The 19,191-nt window shown below is 70.0% G+C and carries 18 protein-coding genes; 7 read left to right on the top strand and 11 right to left on the bottom strand.

Going from position 1 to position 19,191, the window contains the following annotated elements:
- Positions 1–364: 364 nt before the first annotated feature.
- Entirely contained in the window at positions 365–889 is a 525-nt protein-coding gene (locus H610_RS0121225) for an REP-associated tyrosine transposase (RefSeq protein ID WP_028241540.1), read from the top strand.
- 110 nt (positions 890–999) lie between these two features.
- Here H610_RS0121225 and treS read toward each other — a convergent pair whose 3' ends face one another.
- A complete protein-coding gene (gene treS / locus H610_RS0121220; RefSeq protein WP_028241539.1) occupies positions 1,000–3,066 on the bottom strand; it encodes a maltose alpha-D-glucosyltransferase in 2,067 nt (688 codons plus the stop codon).
- A gap of 158 nt (positions 3,067–3,224) precedes the next feature.
- Here treS and H610_RS0121215 point away from each other — a divergent pair, with 158 nt between their 5' ends.
- Positions 3,225–4,919, top strand: coding sequence for an alpha/beta hydrolase (locus tag H610_RS0121215; protein WP_028241538.1), 1,695 nt, complete (start codon positions 3,225–3,227; stop codon positions 4,917–4,919).
- A gap of 3 nt (positions 4,920–4,922) precedes the next feature.
- On the opposite strand, the gene H610_RS0121210 is transcribed toward H610_RS0121215, so the two are convergent.
- The gene (locus H610_RS0121210; RefSeq protein ID WP_028241537.1) at positions 4,923–6,971 is read right to left on the bottom strand and encodes a TonB-dependent receptor; all 2,049 of its coding nucleotides are present in this window, start codon (positions 6,969–6,971) and stop codon (positions 4,923–4,925) included.
- Between the two features lie 122 nt (positions 6,972–7,093).
- The gene (locus H610_RS0121205) at positions 7,094–7,480 is read right to left on the bottom strand and encodes a hypothetical protein (protein ID WP_028241536.1); all 387 of its coding nucleotides are present in this window, start codon (positions 7,478–7,480) and stop codon (positions 7,094–7,096) included.
- A gap of 183 nt (positions 7,481–7,663) precedes the next feature.
- On the opposite strand from H610_RS0121205, the gene H610_RS0121200 reads away from it, so the two are divergent.
- Both H610_RS0121200 and H610_RS0121195 read left to right on the top strand, forming a co-directional pair.
- Entirely contained in the window at positions 7,664–7,975 is a 312-nt protein-coding gene (locus H610_RS0121200) for a DUF883 family protein (protein ID WP_028241535.1), read from the top strand.
- A 13-nt stretch (positions 7,976–7,988) separates the two neighbouring features.
- Complete coding sequence (locus tag H610_RS0121195; protein WP_028241534.1) at positions 7,989–8,588, top strand: NAD(P)-dependent oxidoreductase; 600 nt, start codon at positions 7,989–7,991, stop codon at positions 8,586–8,588.
- Here the strand turns inward: H610_RS0121195 and aroE are convergent.
- Positions 8,585–9,403, bottom strand: a complete 819-nt coding sequence (gene aroE, locus H610_RS0121190) for a shikimate dehydrogenase (RefSeq protein WP_028241533.1) — start codon at positions 9,401–9,403, stop codon at positions 8,585–8,587. The genes H610_RS0121195 and aroE overlap by 4 nt on opposite strands.
- Before the next feature lie 203 nt (positions 9,404–9,606).
- A complete protein-coding gene (hemF, locus tag H610_RS0121185) occupies positions 9,607–10,518 on the bottom strand; it encodes an oxygen-dependent coproporphyrinogen oxidase (RefSeq protein WP_028241532.1) in 912 nt (303 codons plus the stop codon).
- A gap of 126 nt (positions 10,519–10,644) precedes the next feature.
- On the opposite strand from hemF, the gene H610_RS0121180 reads away from it, so the two are divergent.
- Positions 10,645–11,622 carry an NADPH:quinone reductase gene (locus H610_RS0121180; protein ID WP_028241531.1) on the top strand — a complete coding sequence of 326 codons (978 nt, stop codon included), beginning with the start codon at positions 10,645–10,647 and terminating at the stop codon, positions 11,620–11,622.
- Between the two features lie 50 nt (positions 11,623–11,672).
- On the opposite strand, the gene H610_RS0121175 is transcribed toward H610_RS0121180, so the two are convergent.
- The 6 genes from H610_RS0121175 to H610_RS0121150 form a co-directional block, all read right to left on the bottom strand.
- Complete coding sequence (locus tag H610_RS0121175) at positions 11,673–12,974, bottom strand: TRAP transporter large permease (protein WP_028241530.1); 1,302 nt, start codon at positions 12,972–12,974, stop codon at positions 11,673–11,675.
- 9 nt (positions 12,975–12,983) lie between these two features.
- Positions 12,984–13,481: a TRAP transporter small permease gene (locus H610_RS0121170; RefSeq protein WP_043239282.1), complete on the bottom strand. Its 498-nt coding sequence runs from the start codon at positions 13,479–13,481 to the stop codon at positions 12,984–12,986.
- A complete protein-coding gene (locus H610_RS0121165) occupies positions 13,478–14,491 on the bottom strand; it encodes a TRAP transporter substrate-binding protein (protein WP_028241529.1) in 1,014 nt (337 codons plus the stop codon). Before H610_RS0121165 ends, H610_RS0121170 begins: the two co-directional genes overlap by 4 nt.
- Positions 14,492–14,703: 212 nt before the next feature.
- Positions 14,704–15,255 (bottom strand): L-threonylcarbamoyladenylate synthase, encoded by a 552-nt coding sequence (locus H610_RS0121160; protein ID WP_028241528.1) that lies wholly within the window; start codon positions 15,253–15,255, stop codon positions 14,704–14,706.
- A 64-nt stretch (positions 15,256–15,319) separates the two neighbouring features.
- Positions 15,320–16,417, bottom strand: a complete 1,098-nt coding sequence (gene dprA, locus H610_RS0121155) for a DNA-processing protein DprA (protein WP_028241527.1) — start codon at positions 16,415–16,417, stop codon at positions 15,320–15,322.
- Between the two features lie 72 nt (positions 16,418–16,489).
- Positions 16,490–17,515, bottom strand: a complete 1,026-nt coding sequence (locus H610_RS0121150) for a LysM peptidoglycan-binding domain-containing protein (protein WP_028241526.1) — start codon at positions 17,513–17,515, stop codon at positions 16,490–16,492.
- 150 nt (positions 17,516–17,665) lie between these two features.
- On the opposite strand from H610_RS0121150, the gene def reads away from it, so the two are divergent.
- Complete coding sequence (def, locus tag H610_RS0121145) at positions 17,666–18,172, top strand: peptide deformylase (protein WP_028241525.1); 507 nt, start codon at positions 17,666–17,668, stop codon at positions 18,170–18,172.
- 72 nt (positions 18,173–18,244) lie between these two features.
- Entirely contained in the window at positions 18,245–19,186 is a 942-nt protein-coding gene (gene fmt, locus H610_RS0121140; protein ID WP_028241524.1) for a methionyl-tRNA formyltransferase, read from the top strand.
- Positions 19,187–19,191: the final 5 nt, after the last annotated feature.

Here is a 19,191-nt window from a genome sequence, read left to right as displayed (position 1 = left end):
TGGCTTGCAGGGTGGCGATGTCGAACGTGCGCTTGGCGATATCGATGCCGATGACGCGGGGCATGGAAACTCCTTCTATTGATCCAACGATCATCACTGCACTCGGCTCAACCTTGTGGATGCGAGCTCTCGCCAGCGGCGGGCTCTGGATACCGTTCGAGCTTCAAGAGTGAGTGTGGAAGGCCGGAGCAGTATCTACTTCACAGGCTCAGGGCCTCAGGGTGGGCACGGCTTCCTGACCTTCCCCCGATGATCAGTCGGGAACTATCACCCCGGATGGCGTGGTAGTCGAGATACAAGGGTGGGCTTCAGCCCACCAATGACGCCCAAAGTTACCCGACCAACCGAAGGCAAGGAGGCCTCGATGTCCAACTACCGACGCAGCCGGGTGGCGGGCGCCACCTGGTTCTTCACCGTGACACTGGCGAATCGACGTTCGTCCATGCTGGTCGAGGAAATCGAGCGGTTGCGTGCGGCCTACCGTGAAGCCCAGCGGACCAGGCCCTTTCAGACCCTCGCCATCTGCGTCCTGCCCGACCACCTGCATGCCGTCTGGGCGCTGCCCGAAGGCGACGCCGACTACGCCCGGCGCTGGAGCCTGATCAAGAGCCGCTTCTCACGTCAACTGCCGGCCGTTCCCGCCGGTACGAGCAAACAGCGCAAGCGCGAGAAGGGCGTCTGGCAGCGGCGTTACTGGGAACACATGATTCGTGATGAAGCGGATCTGCAACGGCATGTCGATTACATCCATTACAACCCGGTGCGGCACGGTCTGGTGGCGCGGGTCGGCGATTGGCCGTACTCCAGTTTCCACCAGTATGTGCGTGAGGGGTTGCTGCCGGTGGATTGGGCGGGCGTGGGTGCGACGCCTGGACGTTTTGGTGAGTGAATTGGCAGTGATGTGGTGGGCTGAAGCCCACCCTACGGGCACATTGCCTGGGTGCAGCTCTGTAGGGTGGGCTTTAGCCCACCAACCACCACCAACCACTACCCGTCACCTCACATCACCAACGCCGTGCTCACCACCCGCAGCGCCAGGCCCTCGTAGGGGTCGAGGTTGAGGGTCATCTGGCAGTCTTCGCTCAGGTCTCCTTCGACCCGCTCGTTGATGATGTCCACCACCGGGCCGGGAGCGACGCCGGGCAGGCAGATGGTTTCGCTGATGGGCTCGGCGGAGAAGTTCAGCGCGGTGATCTGCACGCCCTTGTCGGCCGGCAGTTCGTGGACCATCACCAGCAGGCCGGGCGCCTGGACGTCGGGAATCGCCACCTGCCGGCTGGCGGCGATGTCGTAGGCGCGGCGCACGCTGAGGATGCGCTTGAGCTGGCAGGCGAAGGAGCCGGGGTTCTGCAGCTGGCTGGCCAGGCTGCCGTACAGCGCCCGCGCCTTCGGCAACCCTTCGGCGGAGGTTTCGGCCTCCGGGTCGAGGTCGGCCAGGTCGTAGGCGCCGCGGTGGATCCAGCGGGTGTCGCCGTCGCGCATCAGGTGCTCGACCTGCTCGGGCGCCAGCGGCAGGGCGCCGACCAGGTCCCAGCCGGAGAGGGCGAACACGCCCGGCTGCATGGCGTTGAACATCACCAGCAGGACGTGCAGGCGCTGGATCTGCTCGATCTCCGCCGGGCCGATGGCGTCCAGGTCGCGGATGCCCAGCGCCGCGGTGATCACGCTGGCGGTGGTGCAGGCCACCCCGTTGGTGACGAACTTGAGGTTGTAGGGCGCGTGCTCGCCGGTCAGGCGCTCGTACATCTCCTCGCGGATGTGCTCGCGCAGGATGCCGCCGGGCAGGGTCTGGCCGTGGTAGTGGTACTGGTCGTAGGCGTGCAGGGTCCAGAAGTGCACCAGTTCAAGGGTCAGCTCGTCGTGGTTCTGCAGCGCGTGGATCAGCGAGGCCGGGTCGATGCCGAAGGCGTGCACCTCGCGCATCATCAGCCGCAGGAACTCGGTGTCGCCGGTCAGCAGCGCGTGGTGGTAGGCCGGGCGGGTGATGAAGTCGTAGGACAGGTCGGCGCCGCCGTGGGACATGGCGGCGATGTCGTCGATGGTCAGGTTCAGCTCCTGGAAGCTGAAGCCGCCGGCCTTGCGGATCGCCCCGGCGAGCAGCTGGTTGCCAGTGACCGACAGCGGGTGGCCCTCGGACCAGGCGGTGCCCTCGGCGCGCCGCTCGACGCCGAGGAAGCCGTTGGCGTCGAGGCGCAGCACCCGTGCGCCGGTGACGTCGATGGCGTGCAGGGCATCGCCGATGATCAGCTGCTGCGCGGCGAAGGTCGGGTCGAGCCAGTTCAACGACGGCTGGCCCTCCTTGAAGTAGTGCAGGTAGACCCAGCGGCGGACCTTGCCGTCGGCGCCGGCCACCGGCGCGGTGGCGCTCCAGTCGGTCTCCTTCACCCCGGGCTCGAAGAAGATCACCCGCTGCAGCTGGCCGACGATGTAGTGCTTGTCCTTGAGCCGGTCGACCACGCCCGGCAGCAGGTTCACCGAATCGCGTCCCTCCGGCACCTCGGGCAGCAGCTCCCAGTCCTCCTCGCGGATCTCGACCATGTGGTACAGGCCCGGGTAGTCCTCGTAGGCCATTTCCGCCAGGCGGAAGTCCGGGCCCTTGCCGGTGTGCGCGGGAATGATGTCGTCGATCACCACGGCGTTGTGCGCGGCGGCCATGCGGCTGAGCTGGAGCATTTCCTCCTCGGCGCCCAGCCCGGGGTCGATCGACAGGCTGATGCGGTCGAAGTTGCCGTCGATGGTGGGCGTGTACTCGCGCCCCCGCAGCCCGCCGCTGCGCTTGGTCGGGCCGTTGTGGATGCCCTGCACGCCGAGCTCGGAGAGTGCGCTCCACAGGCGCTCGTCGCCCATCGCCTGGAGCACCGAGCCGCCCTCGCGGGTGATGATCGCGGCGGGGTAGGCGGTGAACCACACCGAGGCGATGGCGCTGGCGTCGCGCGGGCGCGCCTGCGCGTAGGGCCGCTGCCAGAGCCGGGCCTGGCCGGCGTAGAGCCGGGCGCGCTGCCTGGCGTTGTATAGCATCGACTGGCTGACCAGCCACTGGAGGTAGGTGTCGTCCGGCGTGCTCATCGGGCAAGGATTCCGCTGCGCTAGGGTTTAGCTTTGAGTCGGCCGGCGCCGCATCGTTGCATCGACGCGGATGGGAACCCGGTACGCCGGCCTCGCCTCGAAAGCCCGACGGCGGTGCCCGAGGGCGCCGCACCCCCGCCCGTTTCAAGGAGGACCGCATGGGCCCAGCCATGCTCTCGCTCTGGCGTTCGCTGTCGGGCTTCGCCCTGCTGACCGGCACGCTGTTCTTCTGCGCCTCGCTGACGCCCTCGCTGGTGCCGCGCTCGACGGTCAGCCAGGGCGTGCTGGCCGGCGGCGCGCTGGCGCTCGGCTATGGCCTCGGGATACTGGCGCGCAGCCTGTGGCGCTACCTGCAACTGCCCGAACCGCAGGGCCGGCTGCACCGGCGCCTGACGCAGGTCTGCGCGCTGCTCTGCCTGCTCGCCGCCGGGGCCTTCCTCAGCCAGGTGGCCGGCTGGCAGAACGGCGTGCGCACGCTGATGCAGATGCCGCCCGTGCCCAGCGCGCATCCATTGGAGGTGAGCCTGATCGCCTTGGCGACCTTCCTCGCCCTGCTGATGCTGGGCCGGCTCTACCGCCTGGTCGCGGCCGCGGTGGCCCGGCGCGGGCGGCGCTTCCTGCCGCACCGGGTGGCCAACGTGCTCGGCGTGGCGGTGGCGCTGGTGCTGTTCTGGGCCCTGGTCAGCGACGTATTGGTGCGCTACGCCTTCCGCGCGCTGGATGCCTCCTTCGCGCAGTACGACGCACTGGTCGAACCGCAGTCGGCGCAACCGACCTCGCCGCTCAAGAGCGGCAGCCCGGCGTCGCTGCTGGACTGGGAAGGGCTCGGCCGCACCGGCCGCGAGTTCATCGCCTCCGGCCCCTCGGCGGCCGATATCGAGGCGCTCAGCGGGCAGCCGGCGCAGGAGCCGATCCGCGTCTACGTCGGCCTGCGCGCCGCCGTTACCCCGGCCGAACGGGCGCGCCTGGCGCTGCGCGAGCTGATCCGCACCGGTGCTTTCGAGCGCTCGGTGCTGGTGCTGGTCACGCCCACCGGCACCGGCTGGATCGATCCGGCGGCGATGAACACGGTCGAGTACCTGCACCATGGCGACATCGCCAGTGCGGCGCTGCAGTACTCCTACCTCAACAGCCCGCTGTCGCTGCTGGCCGAGGCCGAATACGGCGCCGACGTGGCCCGCGCGCTGTTCGCCGAGGTGTACCGCCACTGGAGCGCGCTGCCGGCCGAGGACCGCCCGCGCCTGTACCTGCACGGGCTGAGCCTGGGCGCGCTGCATTCGCAGCGCTCCTGGGAACTGCACGAGCTGCTGGCCGATCCCTTCGATGGTGCGCTCTGGAGCGGCCCGCCGTTTCGCAGCGAGCGCTGGCGCGCGCTGACCGACGCCCGCGAACCCGGCTCGCCGTACTGGCGCCCGCAGGTGGGCGACGGCCGCTTCGTGCGCTTCATGAACCAGGACGGCACGCCCGAGCCGGCGGACGCGCCCTGGGGCCCGATGCGCCTGCTGTACCTGCAGTACGCCAGCGACCCGATCACCTTCTTCGCCCCGCACCACGCCTGGCGCCGCCCGGCCTGGCTGGAGCAGCGCGGCCCGGACGTGGCGCCGCAGCTGCGCTGGTTCCCGCTGGTGACCATGCTGCAGCTGGCGCTGGACATGGCGGTGACCACGCCGACGCCGCCCGGCTACGGCCACGTCTACGCGCCGGCCCACTACGTCGAAGCCTGGCGCGAGGTGACCGCACCGAGGGGCTGGAACGAGGCCGCGCTGGCGCGGCTCAAGGCTCACCTGACCGCCGAGCTGGCGACCGCCCCCGACAGCGGCGCGGAGGCGGCCTACGACAACCGCGGCGGCTGAGCCTCAGAAGTCCAGCGTCAGCCCGGCATAGAGCGCGCGCCCTTCGCCCGGCGCGTGCAACGTCTCCACGCCGTCATACCAGACGTACTCGTAGTAGCGGTCGGCGAGGTTCTTCAGCTGCAGGTCGAGCGCCAGCTGCGGGGTGATCCGGTAGTTGGCGCCGAGGTTGAGCAGCACGTAGCCGCCGTAGCGACCGACGCGGTTCTCCCGCTCCAGGTGGTAGTCGGTCTGCCCGTTGAGCCAGGCGCTGAGCTCCAGGTCGGCACTCGCCTCGTAGCGCATGCCGGCCGAGTAGAGCCGCTGCGGCACGTGGTCGATCTCCTTGCCGCGGCTGGCCGGCAGGCTCGGGTCGGGCTCCTCGATTTCGGAGAACTGCCAGGAGTGGGCGAGCCACAGGGCGAGGCGGTCGCGCGGGTAGAGGTTGAGCTGGGCGTCGTAGCCCCAGCGGCGCGTCCGGCCGAGGTTCTCCGACTCGCCGCTGGGATCGTTGAGGCGCCGGCGTACCTCGTCCGAGGCCTCCTGCTCCCAGTAGGCGACGCGCCCGTCGAGCCAGTGCGCCGGGGCGAACTTGAGCCCGACTTCCCAGCCGTCGTTGATCGAGGGCGACAGGTCGGCGCTGCGCGGCGGCACCTTGTAGGCGGCCGCGCCGGTGCCGATCTGGAACGCCCGGCCCCAGTTGCCGTACAGGCTGAGCTGGCTGACCGGGGTGTAGACCAGGCCGATCTTCGGCTGCTCGATGGTGCCGTAGTCGTTGATCGCGTAGTCCTCGCCGATCAGCCGGTCGCTGAAATCACCGTCGATGCGATCCACCCGGTACGCCGGAATCACCTTCAGCGATTCGACCGGCTGGATCACCGCCTGCAGGTAGGCGCCGTAGCTGTCGTAGTCGAAGCGCTGGTCGCGGGTCCGGGCGATCGGCTGCCGCGCCTCCGTCGTATAGCGCTCGCTGCGGTTGCGCTGCTGCTCGGTGTCGAGCCCGCCCTCGAGGGCCAGGTCGTACAGCCAGCGCTGCGCCGGCCGGTAGGTCAGCGCGGTGCGCGCGCCGTAGTGGCGCTCCTCGGCAGTGCGCCGCTGCTGTGGCGTAGCGGCGGAGAAGCGCACCCAGCGGTCGTCGTCGAGGGTGTTCAGCCATGCCTTGCTCGACCAGGCCAGCGTCTCCGACAGCCGGCTGTCGAGGTGCAGGCTGAGCTGGTTCATGCGCCGCTCCCCGGTGTCGGTGGCCGACAGCGGCGAGGCGCGGGTCGGCGAATGGCGCGCCGCTTCGCGCGAAAGGTAGCCCGGCTCGTCCGCTTCGCCCTGGTAGTGACGGGCGATCAGGCCGAGGCGCCAGTCGCCGTCGTCCGGGGTGAAGAACCACTTGCCGGACAGGCTGGTGCGCTGGGAGCCGGCATGGTCGCGGTAGCCGTCGCTCTTCTGCTGGCCGATGAAATAGTTCTGCGACCACTGGCTGCCCTGGATGCCCTTGGCGAGCTGCAGTTCCTGGGTGTCGTGGCTACCGTAGCGCAGGCGCAGCCGGCCGTAGTCGCCGCCGATGCGCGACTGCAGGTTGACGTTGCCGGCGATGTTGTAGAGGCCGTAGCGCGGGTCGTTGGTGCCGCGCACCACCTCGACGCCGTCGAGTTCCAGCGGGAACAGCATGTCCAGGTAGGGCATGTTGCCGTCGTTGCTATTGCTGGGGATGCCGTCGATCAGCAGCTTGACGGCATTGACCTCGCCCTCGCCGTTGAAGGCGCGGAACGACAGCTTGCCGGAGGTGGTGCCCTGGCCGAACTCGGTGAGCATGACGCCGGGCGCGCGGCGGAACAGTTCCCAGCTGTAGAGCACCGGCTGCTGTTCCAGCAGCTCGGCACCGAGCAGGTCCACCGAGCTGAGCACGCTGCCGGTGGCCAGCGTGCCGCCGGAGGCGCCTGCCGCGGTGCCGGTGATCGTGCTGGCACCCAGCGATAGCGCCGAATCGGCGGTGGCGGCCAGCGCCGCGGGAACGAACAGGGCCGCGCCGAGCAGGCACGGCGGGACAAGACGCAGCCGGGGCTGCGTGAAGTAACGGGACATCTCGCATGAATCCTTGTGCAGAAGCGCCGGGCGGCGTTCGACCGCCGGCAGGCGCCCACGCGCGCGGCGCATGGCGGCGCAGCGGGGCGATCGGGCAACGCAGCGAGAAGGACGCCGAAGCGTCAGGCGAGCGGGGAGGCGCGGGGGTTGAGCGCCGGCCATTGCTGGCGAGGCGAGGGCAGCGCCGGCGGGACCTCGGGCAGGCTGTCGATCCGGCGGGCCAGCTGCTCGGGCAGCCGCGGCGGCTCGAAGGGCAGGGCGGCCAGCCCGACGTGCCCGGCGCCGCAGCAGCACTGCAGCATGCCGGCATGGCCCATGCCGCCGTGATCCGGCTGCGCCGGCGAAGGCGCCATATGTCCGGCATGCTGCTCGGCCGCCACCGGAGCCTGCCCGTGCGCGCCGGACGGCTGCCGCGCCTCGGCCGAGGGCATGCCGGGCAGCGACATGCTCAGCAGGTGCGTCAGAAAGGCCAGGCCGGCGAGCCAGGCGGGTAGGCGGCGGCGCGTCATGCGGTTCCAGGAGGGCGCGGAGCGAGGCGCCCATCATCATGCAAGTCGCCGCCGCCGCAAAGTCTCGCGCAAACTCGCGTAACGCTTGCGCGCGGGACCGTTGGGCCGGGCGTACGCTGCCTCATCGCACCTCTGCGCACAAGCAGGGTCAAACCTGCACATTTACCGATGGGGAGGCCCGCCATGTCCCGCTTCACGCACAAGCCCACCACCCGCGAGGAAGTCCAGTCGGAAATCGACCACCTGATGAGCGCGCTGGAAGACCTGCGACGCGATGCCGCGCGCGACTCGCATCATCGGCTGGGCCTGCTCAAGAGCCGGGCGGAATCGCTCTGGCACGACAGCCATCTCGACGAGCACTATGCCGACCTGTCGAAGAAGACCGTCCAGGCCGGCCGCATGGCCAGCGAGTGCGTGCGCCAGCATCCGCTGACCACGGTCGCCCTCGCCGCTGGCGCCTGCGCGCTGATCGGCTACCTGGTGACCCGCCGCTGAGCGGCGCCCCGCCGTGCTCAACGCCGAAACCCCGCGCCTGAAGTACGCCGTCTTCGGCGCGCATTCCAGCCTCGGCAGCGCGCTGCTGTGCGAGTTGCTGGCGCGCCAGCACGAAGTGGTCGCGGTGCTCGACGACCTCAACTCGGTGGCCGCGCGGCCGGGCATTCGCCACAAGCTGGGTAACCTGTACGACCCGAAGAGCGTCGCCGAAAGCGTGGCGGGGCTGGACGGGGTGGTCTGCCTGTATCACGCCCCGGGGCTGCCATCGGCCAGCGACGCGGCCCACGACGGCCCGCGGCACGACTTCTACCAGGCCGTCGACGGCCTGCTGGTCGGCCTGCCGCGGGTGCAGGTGCCGCGGCTGATCCTGATCGCCGACTTCTACCGGCTCGACGGCCGCCCGGAGGTGGAAGCCGCCCTGCAGCGACTGGCCGTCAACCCGCTGGACTGGACGCTGGTGAGCGCCCCTCCGGGCGGCTACGGGCTGGACATCGACGACCTGATGAGCGTCGATTCGGAAGAGGTGCGCATGCTGCGCCGCATCGCCGCGGCGGTCTGCGAGGAGCTCGAACAGCCACAGCACGTCCATGCGCGCATGGAGCTGAAGCTCTAGACGCCGCTCAGCTGCGCACGCAGGTACTGCAACACTTCGGCCGTTTCCGGACGCACCCCGCGCCAGACGAAGAAGGCCTCGGCGGCCTGCTCGACGAGCATGCCCAGGCCGTCGCGCACCTCGGCGCCCTGTGCGCTCGCCCAGGCGCAGAAGGTGGTGGGCGCGGCGCCATACATCATGTCGTAGCAGAAGGTGCCCGGCTGGACGAGGCCGGTCGGCAGCGGCGGGACTTCGCCGCCGAGGCTGGCCGAGGTGCCGTTGACGATCAGGTCGAAGGCTCCCGTCAGGTCCTCGAAGGGGCTGGCGCTCACCGGCCCCAGGGGCGCGAAGGCGCTGGCCAGCTGCTCGGCCCTGGCCACCGTGCGGTTGGCGATCACCAGCGCCGCCGGACGCTGGCCGAGCAGCGGCTCGAGCACGCCGCGCACCGCGCCGCCGGCGCCGAGCAGCAGGATGCGCCGACCCTCGAGGGCAAGACCGGCGTTGACGGTGAGGTCACGCACCAGTCCGGCGCCGTCGGTGTTGTCGCCGAGCAGGCGGCCGTCGTCCAGGCGCATCAGGGTGTTCACCGCGCCGGCGCAGCGCGCGCGCTCGGTGAGCGCGTCGGCGAGCCGGCAGGCCTCTTCCTTGAACGGCACCGTGACGTTGGCCCCGCGCCCGTGCTTGAAGAACCCCCACGCGTAGCCGGCGAAATCATCCAGCGGCGCCAGCAGCGCCTCGTAGCTCAGCGCCTGGCCGGTCTGCTCGGCGAACCGGCGGTGGATCTGCGGCGACTTGCTGTGCCCGATGGGATTGCCGAAGACGGCGTAACGGTCCATTAAAAAGTCCTGAGAAGAGCGAAAAAGCCGGATAAGAGCGCTGGAGGCTGAGGGCTGGACGGAGAAAGCGGCTCCGAGTGGCGAGAAGGGGTGACGGGGATGACGGCAAGCCTTCAAGCCTTCAAGCCTCAAGAGGCTGGAGCCTTTCCGAAGACAGCGCAACCCTGCCTGCCGCCTGCCGCCTGCCGCCTGCCGCCTGCCGCCTAATCCTCCAACCAATCCCGGTCCTTGAGGAAGTACTCGGTCAGCCGCGCCTCCGGCGTGCCGGGCTCCGGGTGCTTGTCGTAGCCCCAGGCGACCTGCGGCGGCAGCGACATGAGGATGGATTCGGTGCGCCCGCCGGACTGCAGGCCGAACAGGGTGCCGCGGTCGTAGACCAGGTTGTATTCGACGTAGCGCCCGCGGCGCAGCAGCTGGAAGGCCCGCTCGCGCTCGCCGTAGGGCGTGGCCTTGCGGCGCTGGATGATCGGCAGGTAGGCGGCCAGGTAGGCATCGCCGATCGCCCGCATGAAGGCGAAGCAGGTGTCGTAGTCCCACTCGTTCAGGTCGTCGAAGAACAGCCCGCCGACCCCGCGTGGCTCGTTGCGGTGCCTGATGAAGAAATAGCGGTCGCACCACTGCTTGAAACGCGGGTAGACGTCGGCGCCGAAGGGCGCGCAGGCGTCGCGCGCCACCCGGTGCCAGTGCACGCAGTCTTCCTCGACCGCGTAGTAGGGCGTCAGGTCGAAGCCGCCGCCGAACCACCACACCGGCGGTTCGCCGGCCTTCTCGGCGATGAAGAAGCGCACGTTGGCGTGCGAGGTCGGCACGTGGGGGTTTTCCGGGTGGATCACCAGCGATACGCCCAGCGCCTCGAAGCTGCGCCCGGCCAGCTCCGGACGGTGTGCGCTGGCCGACGGCGGCAGGCCTTCGCCGTGCACGTGGGAGAAGTTGACCCCGCCCTTCTCGATCAGCGCACCGTTCTCGATCACCCGGGTCCGGCCGCCGCCGCCACCCTCCCGGACCCAGGCGTCCTCGAGGAAGCGGGCGCCGCCGTCCTCGGCCTCGAGGGCGGCGCAGATCCGATCCTGCAGGTCGAGCAGGTAGGCTTTGACGGCTTCGGTTCGTTCGTTCACGGGTCACCCATCTTCGATGCGGCGCACGGCGGCGGGGCGTGCGGAGCCGGCAAGCATAGCACCCGACGGTTGACGAGCCGACCCGGGCCGGGTTCGATAGGGGTTTTCCCAGTCCAGGAGTCAAGCATGTCCCAGCGCATCCAATTCCAACAACATGGCGGCCCCGAAGTCCTGGAGCTGGTGGACGTCCCGGTACCACAGCCGGCCGCTGGCGAGGTGGTGGTCCGCAACCACGCGATCGGCCTCAATTTCATCGACACCTATTTCCGCGGCGGCCTGTACTCGCCGCCGAGCCTGCCGTCCGGCCTGGGCACCGAGGGCGCCGGCGTGGTCGAGGCGGTGGGCGAGGGCGTCAGCGGCTTCGCCAAGGGCGACCGCGTGGCCTATGCCACCGGGCCGCTGGGCGCCTACGGCGAACACCACCGGCTGCCGGCCCGGCACCTGGTCAAGCTGCCGGACTCGATCTCCTTCGAGCAGGCCGCCGCGGTGATGCTCAAGGGCATGACCGTGCAGTACCTGCTGCGCCAGACATTCCCGCTGCAGGGTGGCGAGACCATCCTGTTCCACGCCGCGGCCGGCGGTGTCGGTTCGATCGCCTGCCAGTGGGCCAAGGCGCTGGGCGTCAGGCTGATCGGCGTGGTCGGCTCGGCGGAGAAGGCCGAGCGGGCCAAGCGCCTCGGCGCCTGGGCGGCCATCGATTACAGCCACGAGGACGTGGTGCAGCGCGTGCTGGAGCTGACCGATGGCAAGAAGTGCCCGGTGGTCTACGACTCGGTGGGCAAGAACACCTGGGAGACCTCGCTGGACTGCGTCGCCCCGCGCGGCCTGCTGGTGAGCTTCGGCAACGCCTCCGGCGCGGTCACCGGGGTCAACCTCGGGGTGCTGGCGCAGAAGGGCTCGCTGTACGTCACCCGCCCGGTGCTGGCCGGCTACGCCGACACCGCCGAGCGCCTGCAGGCGATGGCCGACGATCTGTTCGGCATGATCGAAAGCGGCAAGATCGAGGTCGAGATCGGCCAGCGCTACCCGCTGGCGAAGGCGGCCGAGGCGCAACAGGCGCTCGCCGCGCGGCAGACCACCGGCTCCACCATCCTGCTGCCGTAACGCCTGCCGGCGTGGGCGTGTCGGGGAGGCCGGCTCCCCGGCACGGCCGCCTACCGCAGTGCCTGCGGCAACCACAGCGCGATCGGCGGCCAGAGGGTGATCAGCGCGGCCGCCAGGCACATCAGCAGGAAGAACGGCAGCGCGGCGAGGGCGACCCGGCCGATCGGCTCGCCGGACAGCGACTGGATGACGAACAGGTTGAAGCCCACCGGCGGGGTGATCTGCCCCAGCTCCACCATGATCACCAGGAACACCCCGAACCACACCGGGTCGTAGCCGGCCGCGACCACCACCGGCAGGGTGATCGGCAGGCTCATCACGGTCAGCGAGATGCCGTCGAGGAACAGCCCGAGCAGTACGTAGAACAGCGCGACGGCCAGCAGCAGCAGGACCGGCGAGAACTGCTGGGCGGCGATCCAGGCCGCCAGCTCGCGCGGCAGGTGCAGGTAGGCCATGGCCGCCGAGAGCAACGCCGCGGCCACCAGCAGGCTGCATACCATCGCCGAAGTCGCCAGGGTACCCTTCAGCGCCTCGAGCAGCAGGCCCAGGCTCAGTTGCCGCTCGGCCGCCAGCAGCAGCAGCGCGGCGGCGACGCCGATGGCGGCCGATTCCGAGGGCGTGGCGATGCCGCTGTAGATGGCGCCGATCACCAGGCCGATCAGCACCAGGATTGGCAGCAGCAGTCCCACGGCCTTCAGCAGGCCGGTGTCGCCGGGCGCCTCGCGCGGCGCCAGCGCCGGGCGATGCAGCGCGCGCAGCATGAGAAAGCCGGAGAACAGCAGCGCCACCAGCAGCCCCGGCAGCAGGCCGGCCATGAACAGGCGGATGATCGACACCTCGGCCTGCACCCCGTAGACGATCATGATGATCGACGGCGGGATCAGCAGGCCCAGGCTGCCGGCGCCGGCCAGCGAACCGAGCGCCAGGTCGCGGTCGTAGCCGCGGCTGGCCAGTTCGCGGGTGGTGATCCGCCCCACCGTGGCGGTGGTGGCGGCGCTGGAACCGCAGACCGAGGCGAACAGCGTGGAGCCGAACACGTTGGTGTGCAGCAGGCCGCCGGGCAGCAGCCGGGTCAGCGGCGCCAGGCCGCGAAACAGGCGCTCGGAGATGTCCGAGCGGAAGATCAGCTCACCCATGAGGATGAACAGCGGGATCGCCGCCAGTTCCCAGCTGTTGCTGGCGCGGAACAGGATCTTCGACAGCATCAGACCGATGCGCTCGAAGCCGAAGCCGCCGAACAGCCACAGCGAGCCGATCGCCACCAGCGCCAGCGCGGCGAACACCCAGACGCCCAGCGCCAGGGTCAGCAGCAGCAGGCCGACCACGCCTAGGGCGATCAGGATCATTTCCATGGGAGCTCCTCAGCCGGCGTAGCCACCGCGGCGGGACAGGATCAGCAGCGCGCGCACAGTCAGGCTCAGGCAGAGCATGCCGAGGCCGACCAGCACCGCCGCTTCGGGGATCCACAGCGGCGTCTGCGCCATGGTGTCGCTGATCAACTGGCGCTGGTAGCTGCGCTGCACGCCCTTGAACCAGGAGCTGGCCAGCAGGGCGAACGCGGCCAGCGCGCCGAGCGCGGCGAGCAGCTCCAGCGGCCAGCGCCAGCGCGGCGCCAGGCGTTCGAGCAGGAGCGGAACGCGGATCAGCGCGCCACGCTCCAGCGCGTACGGCAGGCTGAGGAAGATCATCGCCGCCACCCCGTAGCCGATGAACTCGTCCAGCACGTAGGTGGAGCGGCCGAACAGGCGCAGCCCCACCTCCAGCAGGATGTGTCCGAGCATGTAGACGATGAGCAGCATCCCGCACAGCGCGCCGAACCGGTCGATCAGGCCCGACAGCCGCGCCAGGCCCCGGATCATCGCTGCGCCTTCCAGGCCTCGAAGCCGGTCATCACGGCCGCGCCGCGCTCGCCGGTGCCGTCCAGCCATTCCCGGATCGCCGGCTCCGAGGCCTGGCCGAGGAACGCGCGGAAATCGTCGGGAATCGGGTCGTGGATCGCCACCTGGTGTGCGGCGAGCGTCTCGTAGTTGCCGGCCACACGGGTGCGCACCGTCTCCCAGTTGCGCGCCTCGGTGCGCCTGGCGGCCTCGAGGATGGCCGCCTGCGCGGCGTCGGACAGCGATTCGAAGGCCTCGCGGTTCATATGCACCATGTTCAGCGGAATGGCGTACTGGACGCCGCTGAAGTCGCTCTGCTGCTCCCAGAAACTGGCCGCCGCGCCGAGGTCGGCGAAGGTCAGCACGGCCTCGATGCCGCCGGTGGCCAGCTGCGGCACCACATCGCCCCAGGCCAGGCTGATCGAGGCGGCGCCGGCCTCCTTGAAGACCTGGGTGCCGGTGCGGTCGAAGGTGCGGATCTTCAGGTTACGAAGGCTGTCGGCGGAGACGATGGGCTTCTTCGCCCAGATCCCGGTGGGCGGCCAGGGCGAGGCGTAGAGCAGGATCTGCTCGTTGTCGGCGAAAACCTGCTCGTAGTGCGGCCGGGCGATCTCGTAGAGGGCCTTGGCCTCGTCCACGTCGCTGACCACGAACGGCAGCGACGATAGCAGCAGGATCGGATCCACCCCGCCGAAGAAGCCGGCCAGGGTGTCGGCGATCTGCACCGCGTTGTCGGCCACCGCATAGAAATGGTCGGGCGACTTGTAGCCCAGGCTGCCGCCCAGGTGCAGGGTGATCTTCACCTCGTCGCCGGCCAGCGCCTCGACCTGCTCGATGAAGAAGGTGTCGCCCTCGACATGGATCGAGCCGGCGTTGTATTCGCTGGAGAAATCCAGCTTCGGCGCCGCCGTCGCGGTGTGCAGGCCCAGGCCCAGACAGACCGCCAGAGCGATCCTTTTCAGTGCGGACTTCGCGCTCGGTTTCACATCCATGCCCTCTGCTGGTCGGTGGCGGTCGCGGCGCCCGGAAGCGCAGCCCGGCCCAGCTTAGGGAGAAACCCCGGGGCGGCATGATGCGAAAAGCGACCGCCACATACCCCTCGGCGTCCCGCTGCAGGAAACGGGCGGCTCGGACAGGCACAGCGGCGGCGCCGGGCGTTACGAGCGCGAACGGGGCGGTGCTAAGGGCCCGGCCGGGCCGTACGCTAGCGGATCAGCGCGCCGGTGCGCAGGTCGCGGATGGTGCTGGGATGCTTGCGGCCGCCCAGCGGGCCGCCGAGGATGCTGTCGAGCTGGCCGTCGAAATACTGCTGGACCCGCAGCCGGCTGCGCGCCGCCGGCCGGCCGGCGGGATTGGCGGAGGTGGAGATCAGCGGGCCGACCAGCATGCACAGTTCGCGCACCAGCGGGTGATCGGTCACCCGCAGGGCGACGCTGTCGTGGCGCCCGGTGACCCACTCGGGCAGGCGGTTGCGGTGCGGCACCAGCCAGGTGTTCGGCCCCGGCCAGGTGCTGGCCAGGCGGTCCATCCAGCGCTCCGGCAGGTCCTCGAGGAGGAAATCGAACTGGTGAATGGAATCGGCCACCAGGATCAGCCCCTTCTCCACCGGCCGTTCCTTCAGCGCCAACAGGCGGTACACCGCGTCGCTGTCCCAGGGATCGCAACCGAGCCCCCAGACCGCCTCGGTGGGATAGGCGATCACGCCGCCGGCCCGCACCACCCGGGCCGCCTGCTGCACGCGCCAACTGCTGATCATCACTGTCTCCTCCTGATGGACGCGGCGAGTGTAGCAAGGCCGCCTGACGGGCGTGTGTCCGTCTTCAGAGCGGCCGGCGCCAGGCCCACAGCCCGTTGTCGCAGCTCACCAGGCCGTCGACCTCCAGCTCGGTGAGCTGCGCCAGCACTGTCGCCAGCGGCAGCGCGCAGGCGCCGGCCAGCGCCTCGCTGCTCATGGGCGCGGCGCGCAGCTCCCGCAGCAGCGGATGGTCGGGTGTGGATGCGGCGGCGAGCGGCACCTCGGGGGCGATCGCCTGCCAGCCACGCAGCCCCTCGAGCACGTCCTCGACGCATTCCACCAGGGTCGCGCCCTGGCGGATCAACTGGTGGCAGCCGCGGGCGCCGGGATGATGGATGGAGCCGGGAATCGCGTAGACCTCGCGCCCCTGCTCGGCGGCCAGCCGCGCGGTGATCAGCGAGCCGCTCGACGGGCTGGCCTCGACCACCAGCACGCCCAGCGACAGCCCGCTGATGATGCGGTTGCGCCGGGGAAAGTTGGCGGCCTGCGGCGTGCAGTCGAGCGGCAGCTCGGAGACCAGCGCGCCGCCCTGTTCGAGGATGCGTGCGGCCAGCCCGCGGTGGCGGTGCGGGTACAGCTGCTCCAGACCGGTGCCGAGCACCGCCACGGTGTGCCCCTGGACATCCAGCGCGCCCTGGTGCGCCGCGCCGTCGATGCCGAGCGCCAGGCCGCTGGTGATCACGAAGCCGGCGCCGGCCAGGCTGCGGGCGAAGGCCTGGGCGTTGTCGAGCCCCGGACGCGACGCCCGCCGGCTGCCGACCATCGCCAGCTGCGGGCGCTCGAGCAGCGCCGGATCGCCGGCGACGAACAGCAGCGGCGGCGCGTCGGGCAGTTCGCCGAGCAGCGCCGGATAGCCCGGGTCGTCCCAGCACAGCAGATGCCGGCCGGGCTGGTCGAGCCAGGCGAGGGCAAAGGCGGCGCGTTCACGTACCTCGGCGCTGCGCCGGGCTTCGGCACTGGCGGCCGGCAGCCCCAGCGCGCGCCAGGCGGCGGCCGGTGCGCTGAGCGCGGAAGAGGCGTCGGGAAAGGCGTCGAGCAGCTTGCGCAGCCGCCGCGGACCGAACTCGGGAAGCAGCTGCAGGCGCAGCCGTGCCTCCAGTTCGGCGGGAGACAGGTGGAGCATCGGCGATCATCCTTGATCGTCACGCCAGCGGCGTGTTGAAACGAAGAGCCCCGCATCGCGGGGCTCGGTATCTCAGGGGTTACGTACCTTGTCCAGCACCGCCAGCGAGCGGGTGGCCTGCAGCACCAGGCCGTAGCTCAGCTTGTCGTAGGTGCGGAACACCATCAGCAGGCCGGCGCGCTCGTCGGGGATCTTCACCCGCTCGCCGGTGACCCGGTCGCGCACCGTCTCGCCGGTCTTGTAGACCGCGAGCACGTTGCCCTCGGCCAGGCCATCGCGGGCGCCGCGGTTGAGCGCCACCACGTCGAACTGGCCGATCTGGGTCACGCCGCGCGGCACGTCGAGGATCACGCCCTGGACGTCGGTCGCCGGCGAGCTCGGCTGGAAGCTGGAGTTGATCGCGCGCTCCTCGGTGGGGAACAGGCGGTCGCCGAGACGCACTTCCTGGGTGACGCGGTTCAGCCGCAGGGTGGCGATGTCGCCCTCGGTGGCGACCAGGTCGCCGCCGCCGATGTCGTCGGCGTTGATGCCGAGGAACTCGCCGGTCTCCGGGTCGAGGTAGGTCTTGCCCTGGCGGAAGATGCCGTAGGCGGGCAGCTCCTCGTCGAACTGGCCGCGGGCGTAGACACGGTCGCCCTTGCCGCTGATCACCCGCTCGGCATTGCCGGCGACCACGTAGGGGGCGCCTTCGAACAGTTCGATGCTGTCGATCACCCGGTTGTTGACCAGGAAGCTGTTGATCGCTTCCAGCGGAATGGTGGGAATGGCTTCGGCCACCGGCGTGGAGCGGATGCGCGGCGACAGCTTGACGGTACCGCGCGACTCGCCGCGATCGAGCATCAGCCGCGGCTGGCCGTCGACGTAGACGAGGCTGAGGGTGTCACCGGGATAGATGAGGTGCGGGTTCTCGATCTGCGGATTGGCGTGCCAGAGTTCCGGCCACTTCCAAGGCTGGTCGAGGAACCGGCCGGAGATGTCCCAGAGCGTATCCCCCTTGACCACCCGATACTGCTCCGGATGGCCCTGCTTGAGCTGCACCGCCGCCTGGGCGACGCCCCCGACAGCCACCAGCAGCAGGGCGACGAGTGATTTCCTCATGTGGTGAATCCCTTTATTATGTGCCTTCACGTAAAGCGCCCTAGCGCCGCCGAAACCCTTGATTTACGCGGCGTGAAGCCCTATCTCCCAGTTGCGCGCCATGTTAGCAGCGCGTTTTGAATTTATTCCACAAGTGCATCACAAACGCATATGGCGATACTGAACATCCTCGAATTCCCGGATCCGCGCCTGCGGACCCTCGCCAAGCCGGTGGACGTGGTGGACGACGAGATCCGCCAGTTGGTCGACGACATGTTCGAGACCATGTACGAAGCGCCCGGGATCGGCCTCGCCGCGACCCAGGTGAACGTGCACAAGCGCGTGGTGGTGATGGACCTGTCGGAAGACAAGAGCGAGCCGCGCGTCTTCATCAATCCCGAGTTCGAGCCGCTCACCGACGAGATGGACCAGTACCAGGAAGGCTGCCTGTCGGTACCGGGCTTCTACGAGAACGTCGACCGCCCGCAGAAGGTCAGGGTGCGCGCGCTGGACCGCGACGGCCAGCCGTACGAGCTGATCGCCGAAGGCCTGCTGGCGGTGTGCATCCAGCACGAGTGCGACCACCTCAACGGCAAGCTGTTCGTCGACTACCTGTCCAACCTCAAGCGCGACCGCATCCGCAAGAAGCTTGAAAAGCAGCACCGGCAGCGGGCCTGAGAGCCGATACCCCTTACCACCGAAGGCTTGCTCGGCGATGACCCGGCAAGCCTTTTTTCTTAGCGAGCGACCATGAACCCCGCCCTGCGCATCGTCTTTGCCGGAACCCCCGACTTCGCCGCCGAACACCTCGAGGCGCTGCTCGGCAGCCGCCACCAGGTGATCGCCGTCTACACCCAGCCGGACCGCCCGGCCGGGCGCGGGCAGAAGCTCATGCCCAGCCCGGTCAAGCAACTGGCGGTGGCGCGCGGCATCCCAGTGCGGCAGCCGCCGACCTTGCGCGATGCCGAGGCCCAGGCGGCGCTCGCCGCCCTGCAGCCGGACCTGATGGTGGTGGTCGCCTACGGCCTGATCCTGCCGCAGGCGGTGCTGGACATCCCGCGGCTGGGCTGCGTCAACAGCCATGCCTCGCTGCTGCCGCGCTGGCGCGGCGCGGCGCCGATCCAGCGGGCGATCCAGGCTGGCGACGGCGAGACCGGGGTGACCCTGATGCGCATGGAGGCCGGGCTCGATACCGGGCCGATGCTGCTCAAGGTGACTACGCCGATCGGCGCCGGCGACACCGGCGGCAGCCTGCACGATCGCCTGGCCACGCTCGGCGCGCAGGCGCTGGTCGAGGGCGTCGAGGCGCTGGCCGCCGGTACCCTGGAGGGGGAGGTGCAGGACGACGCGCTGGCCACCTACGCGCACAAGCTGAGCAAGGAGGAAGCGCGCATCGACTGGCGGCAGCCGGCCACCTTCATCGAGCGCAGCATTCGCGCCTTCCACCCCTGGCCGATCAGCCATGCGAGCCTCGCCGGCGAGACCCTCAAGGTGCACCAGGCGCAGCCGGCCGAAGGCCGCGGCGAGCCCGGGCAGATCCTCGCCGCCAGCCGCGAGGGCCTGACGGTGGCCTGCGGCGAGGGCGCCATCCGCCTGACCCGTCTGCAGCTGCCGGGCGGCAAGCCGCTGGCCTTCGCCGACCTGTACAACAGCCGGCGTAAGCAGTTCGCGCCCGGCCTGCGCTTCGAGTGATTCCG

The organism is Stutzerimonas azotifigens DSM 17556 (assembly GCF_000425625.1).
GTDB classification, from domain to species: domain Bacteria; phylum Pseudomonadota; class Gammaproteobacteria; order Pseudomonadales; family Pseudomonadaceae; genus Stutzerimonas; species Stutzerimonas azotifigens.
The sequence above is the reverse complement of the archived record's forward strand: the minus strand, read 5'-3'. Positions and strand labels throughout refer to the sequence as shown.

Coding starts and splice junctions, on each gene's coding strand:
- H610_RS0121225 (WP_028241540.1), top strand. CDS start 365: ATGTCCAACTACCGACGCAGCCGGGTGGCGGGCGCCACCTGGTTCTTC.
- treS (WP_028241539.1), bottom strand. CDS start 3,066: ATGAGCACGCCGGACGACACCTACCTCCAGTGGCTGGTCAGCCAGTCG.
- H610_RS0121215 (WP_028241538.1), top strand. CDS start 3,225: ATGGGCCCAGCCATGCTCTCGCTCTGGCGTTCGCTGTCGGGCTTCGCC.
- H610_RS0121210 (WP_028241537.1), bottom strand. CDS start 6,971: ATGTCCCGTTACTTCACGCAGCCCCGGCTGCGTCTTGTCCCGCCGTGC.
- H610_RS0121205 (WP_028241536.1), bottom strand. CDS start 7,480: ATGACGCGCCGCCGCCTACCCGCCTGGCTCGCCGGCCTGGCCTTTCTG.
- H610_RS0121200 (WP_028241535.1), top strand. CDS start 7,664: ATGTCCCGCTTCACGCACAAGCCCACCACCCGCGAGGAAGTCCAGTCG.
- aroE (WP_028241533.1), bottom strand. CDS start 9,403: ATGGACCGTTACGCCGTCTTCGGCAATCCCATCGGGCACAGCAAGTCG.
- H610_RS0121180 (WP_028241531.1), top strand. CDS start 10,645: ATGTCCCAGCGCATCCAATTCCAACAACATGGCGGCCCCGAAGTCCTG.
- H610_RS0121175 (WP_028241530.1), bottom strand. CDS start 12,974: ATGGAAATGATCCTGATCGCCCTAGGCGTGGTCGGCCTGCTGCTGCTG.
- H610_RS0121170 (WP_043239282.1), bottom strand. CDS start 13,481: ATGATCCGGGGCCTGGCGCGGCTGTCGGGCCTGATCGACCGGTTCGGC.
- H610_RS0121165 (WP_028241529.1), bottom strand. CDS start 14,491: ATGGATGTGAAACCGAGCGCGAAGTCCGCACTGAAAAGGATCGCTCTG.
- H610_RS0121160 (WP_028241528.1), bottom strand. CDS start 15,255: ATGATCAGCAGTTGGCGCGTGCAGCAGGCGGCCCGGGTGGTGCGGGCC.
- dprA (WP_028241527.1), bottom strand. CDS start 16,417: ATGCTCCACCTGTCTCCCGCCGAACTGGAGGCACGGCTGCGCCTGCAG.
- H610_RS0121150 (WP_028241526.1), bottom strand. CDS start 17,515: ATGAGGAAATCACTCGTCGCCCTGCTGCTGGTGGCTGTCGGGGGCGTC.
- def (WP_028241525.1), top strand. CDS start 17,666: ATGGCGATACTGAACATCCTCGAATTCCCGGATCCGCGCCTGCGGACC.
- fmt (WP_028241524.1), top strand. CDS start 18,245: ATGAACCCCGCCCTGCGCATCGTCTTTGCCGGAACCCCCGACTTCGCC.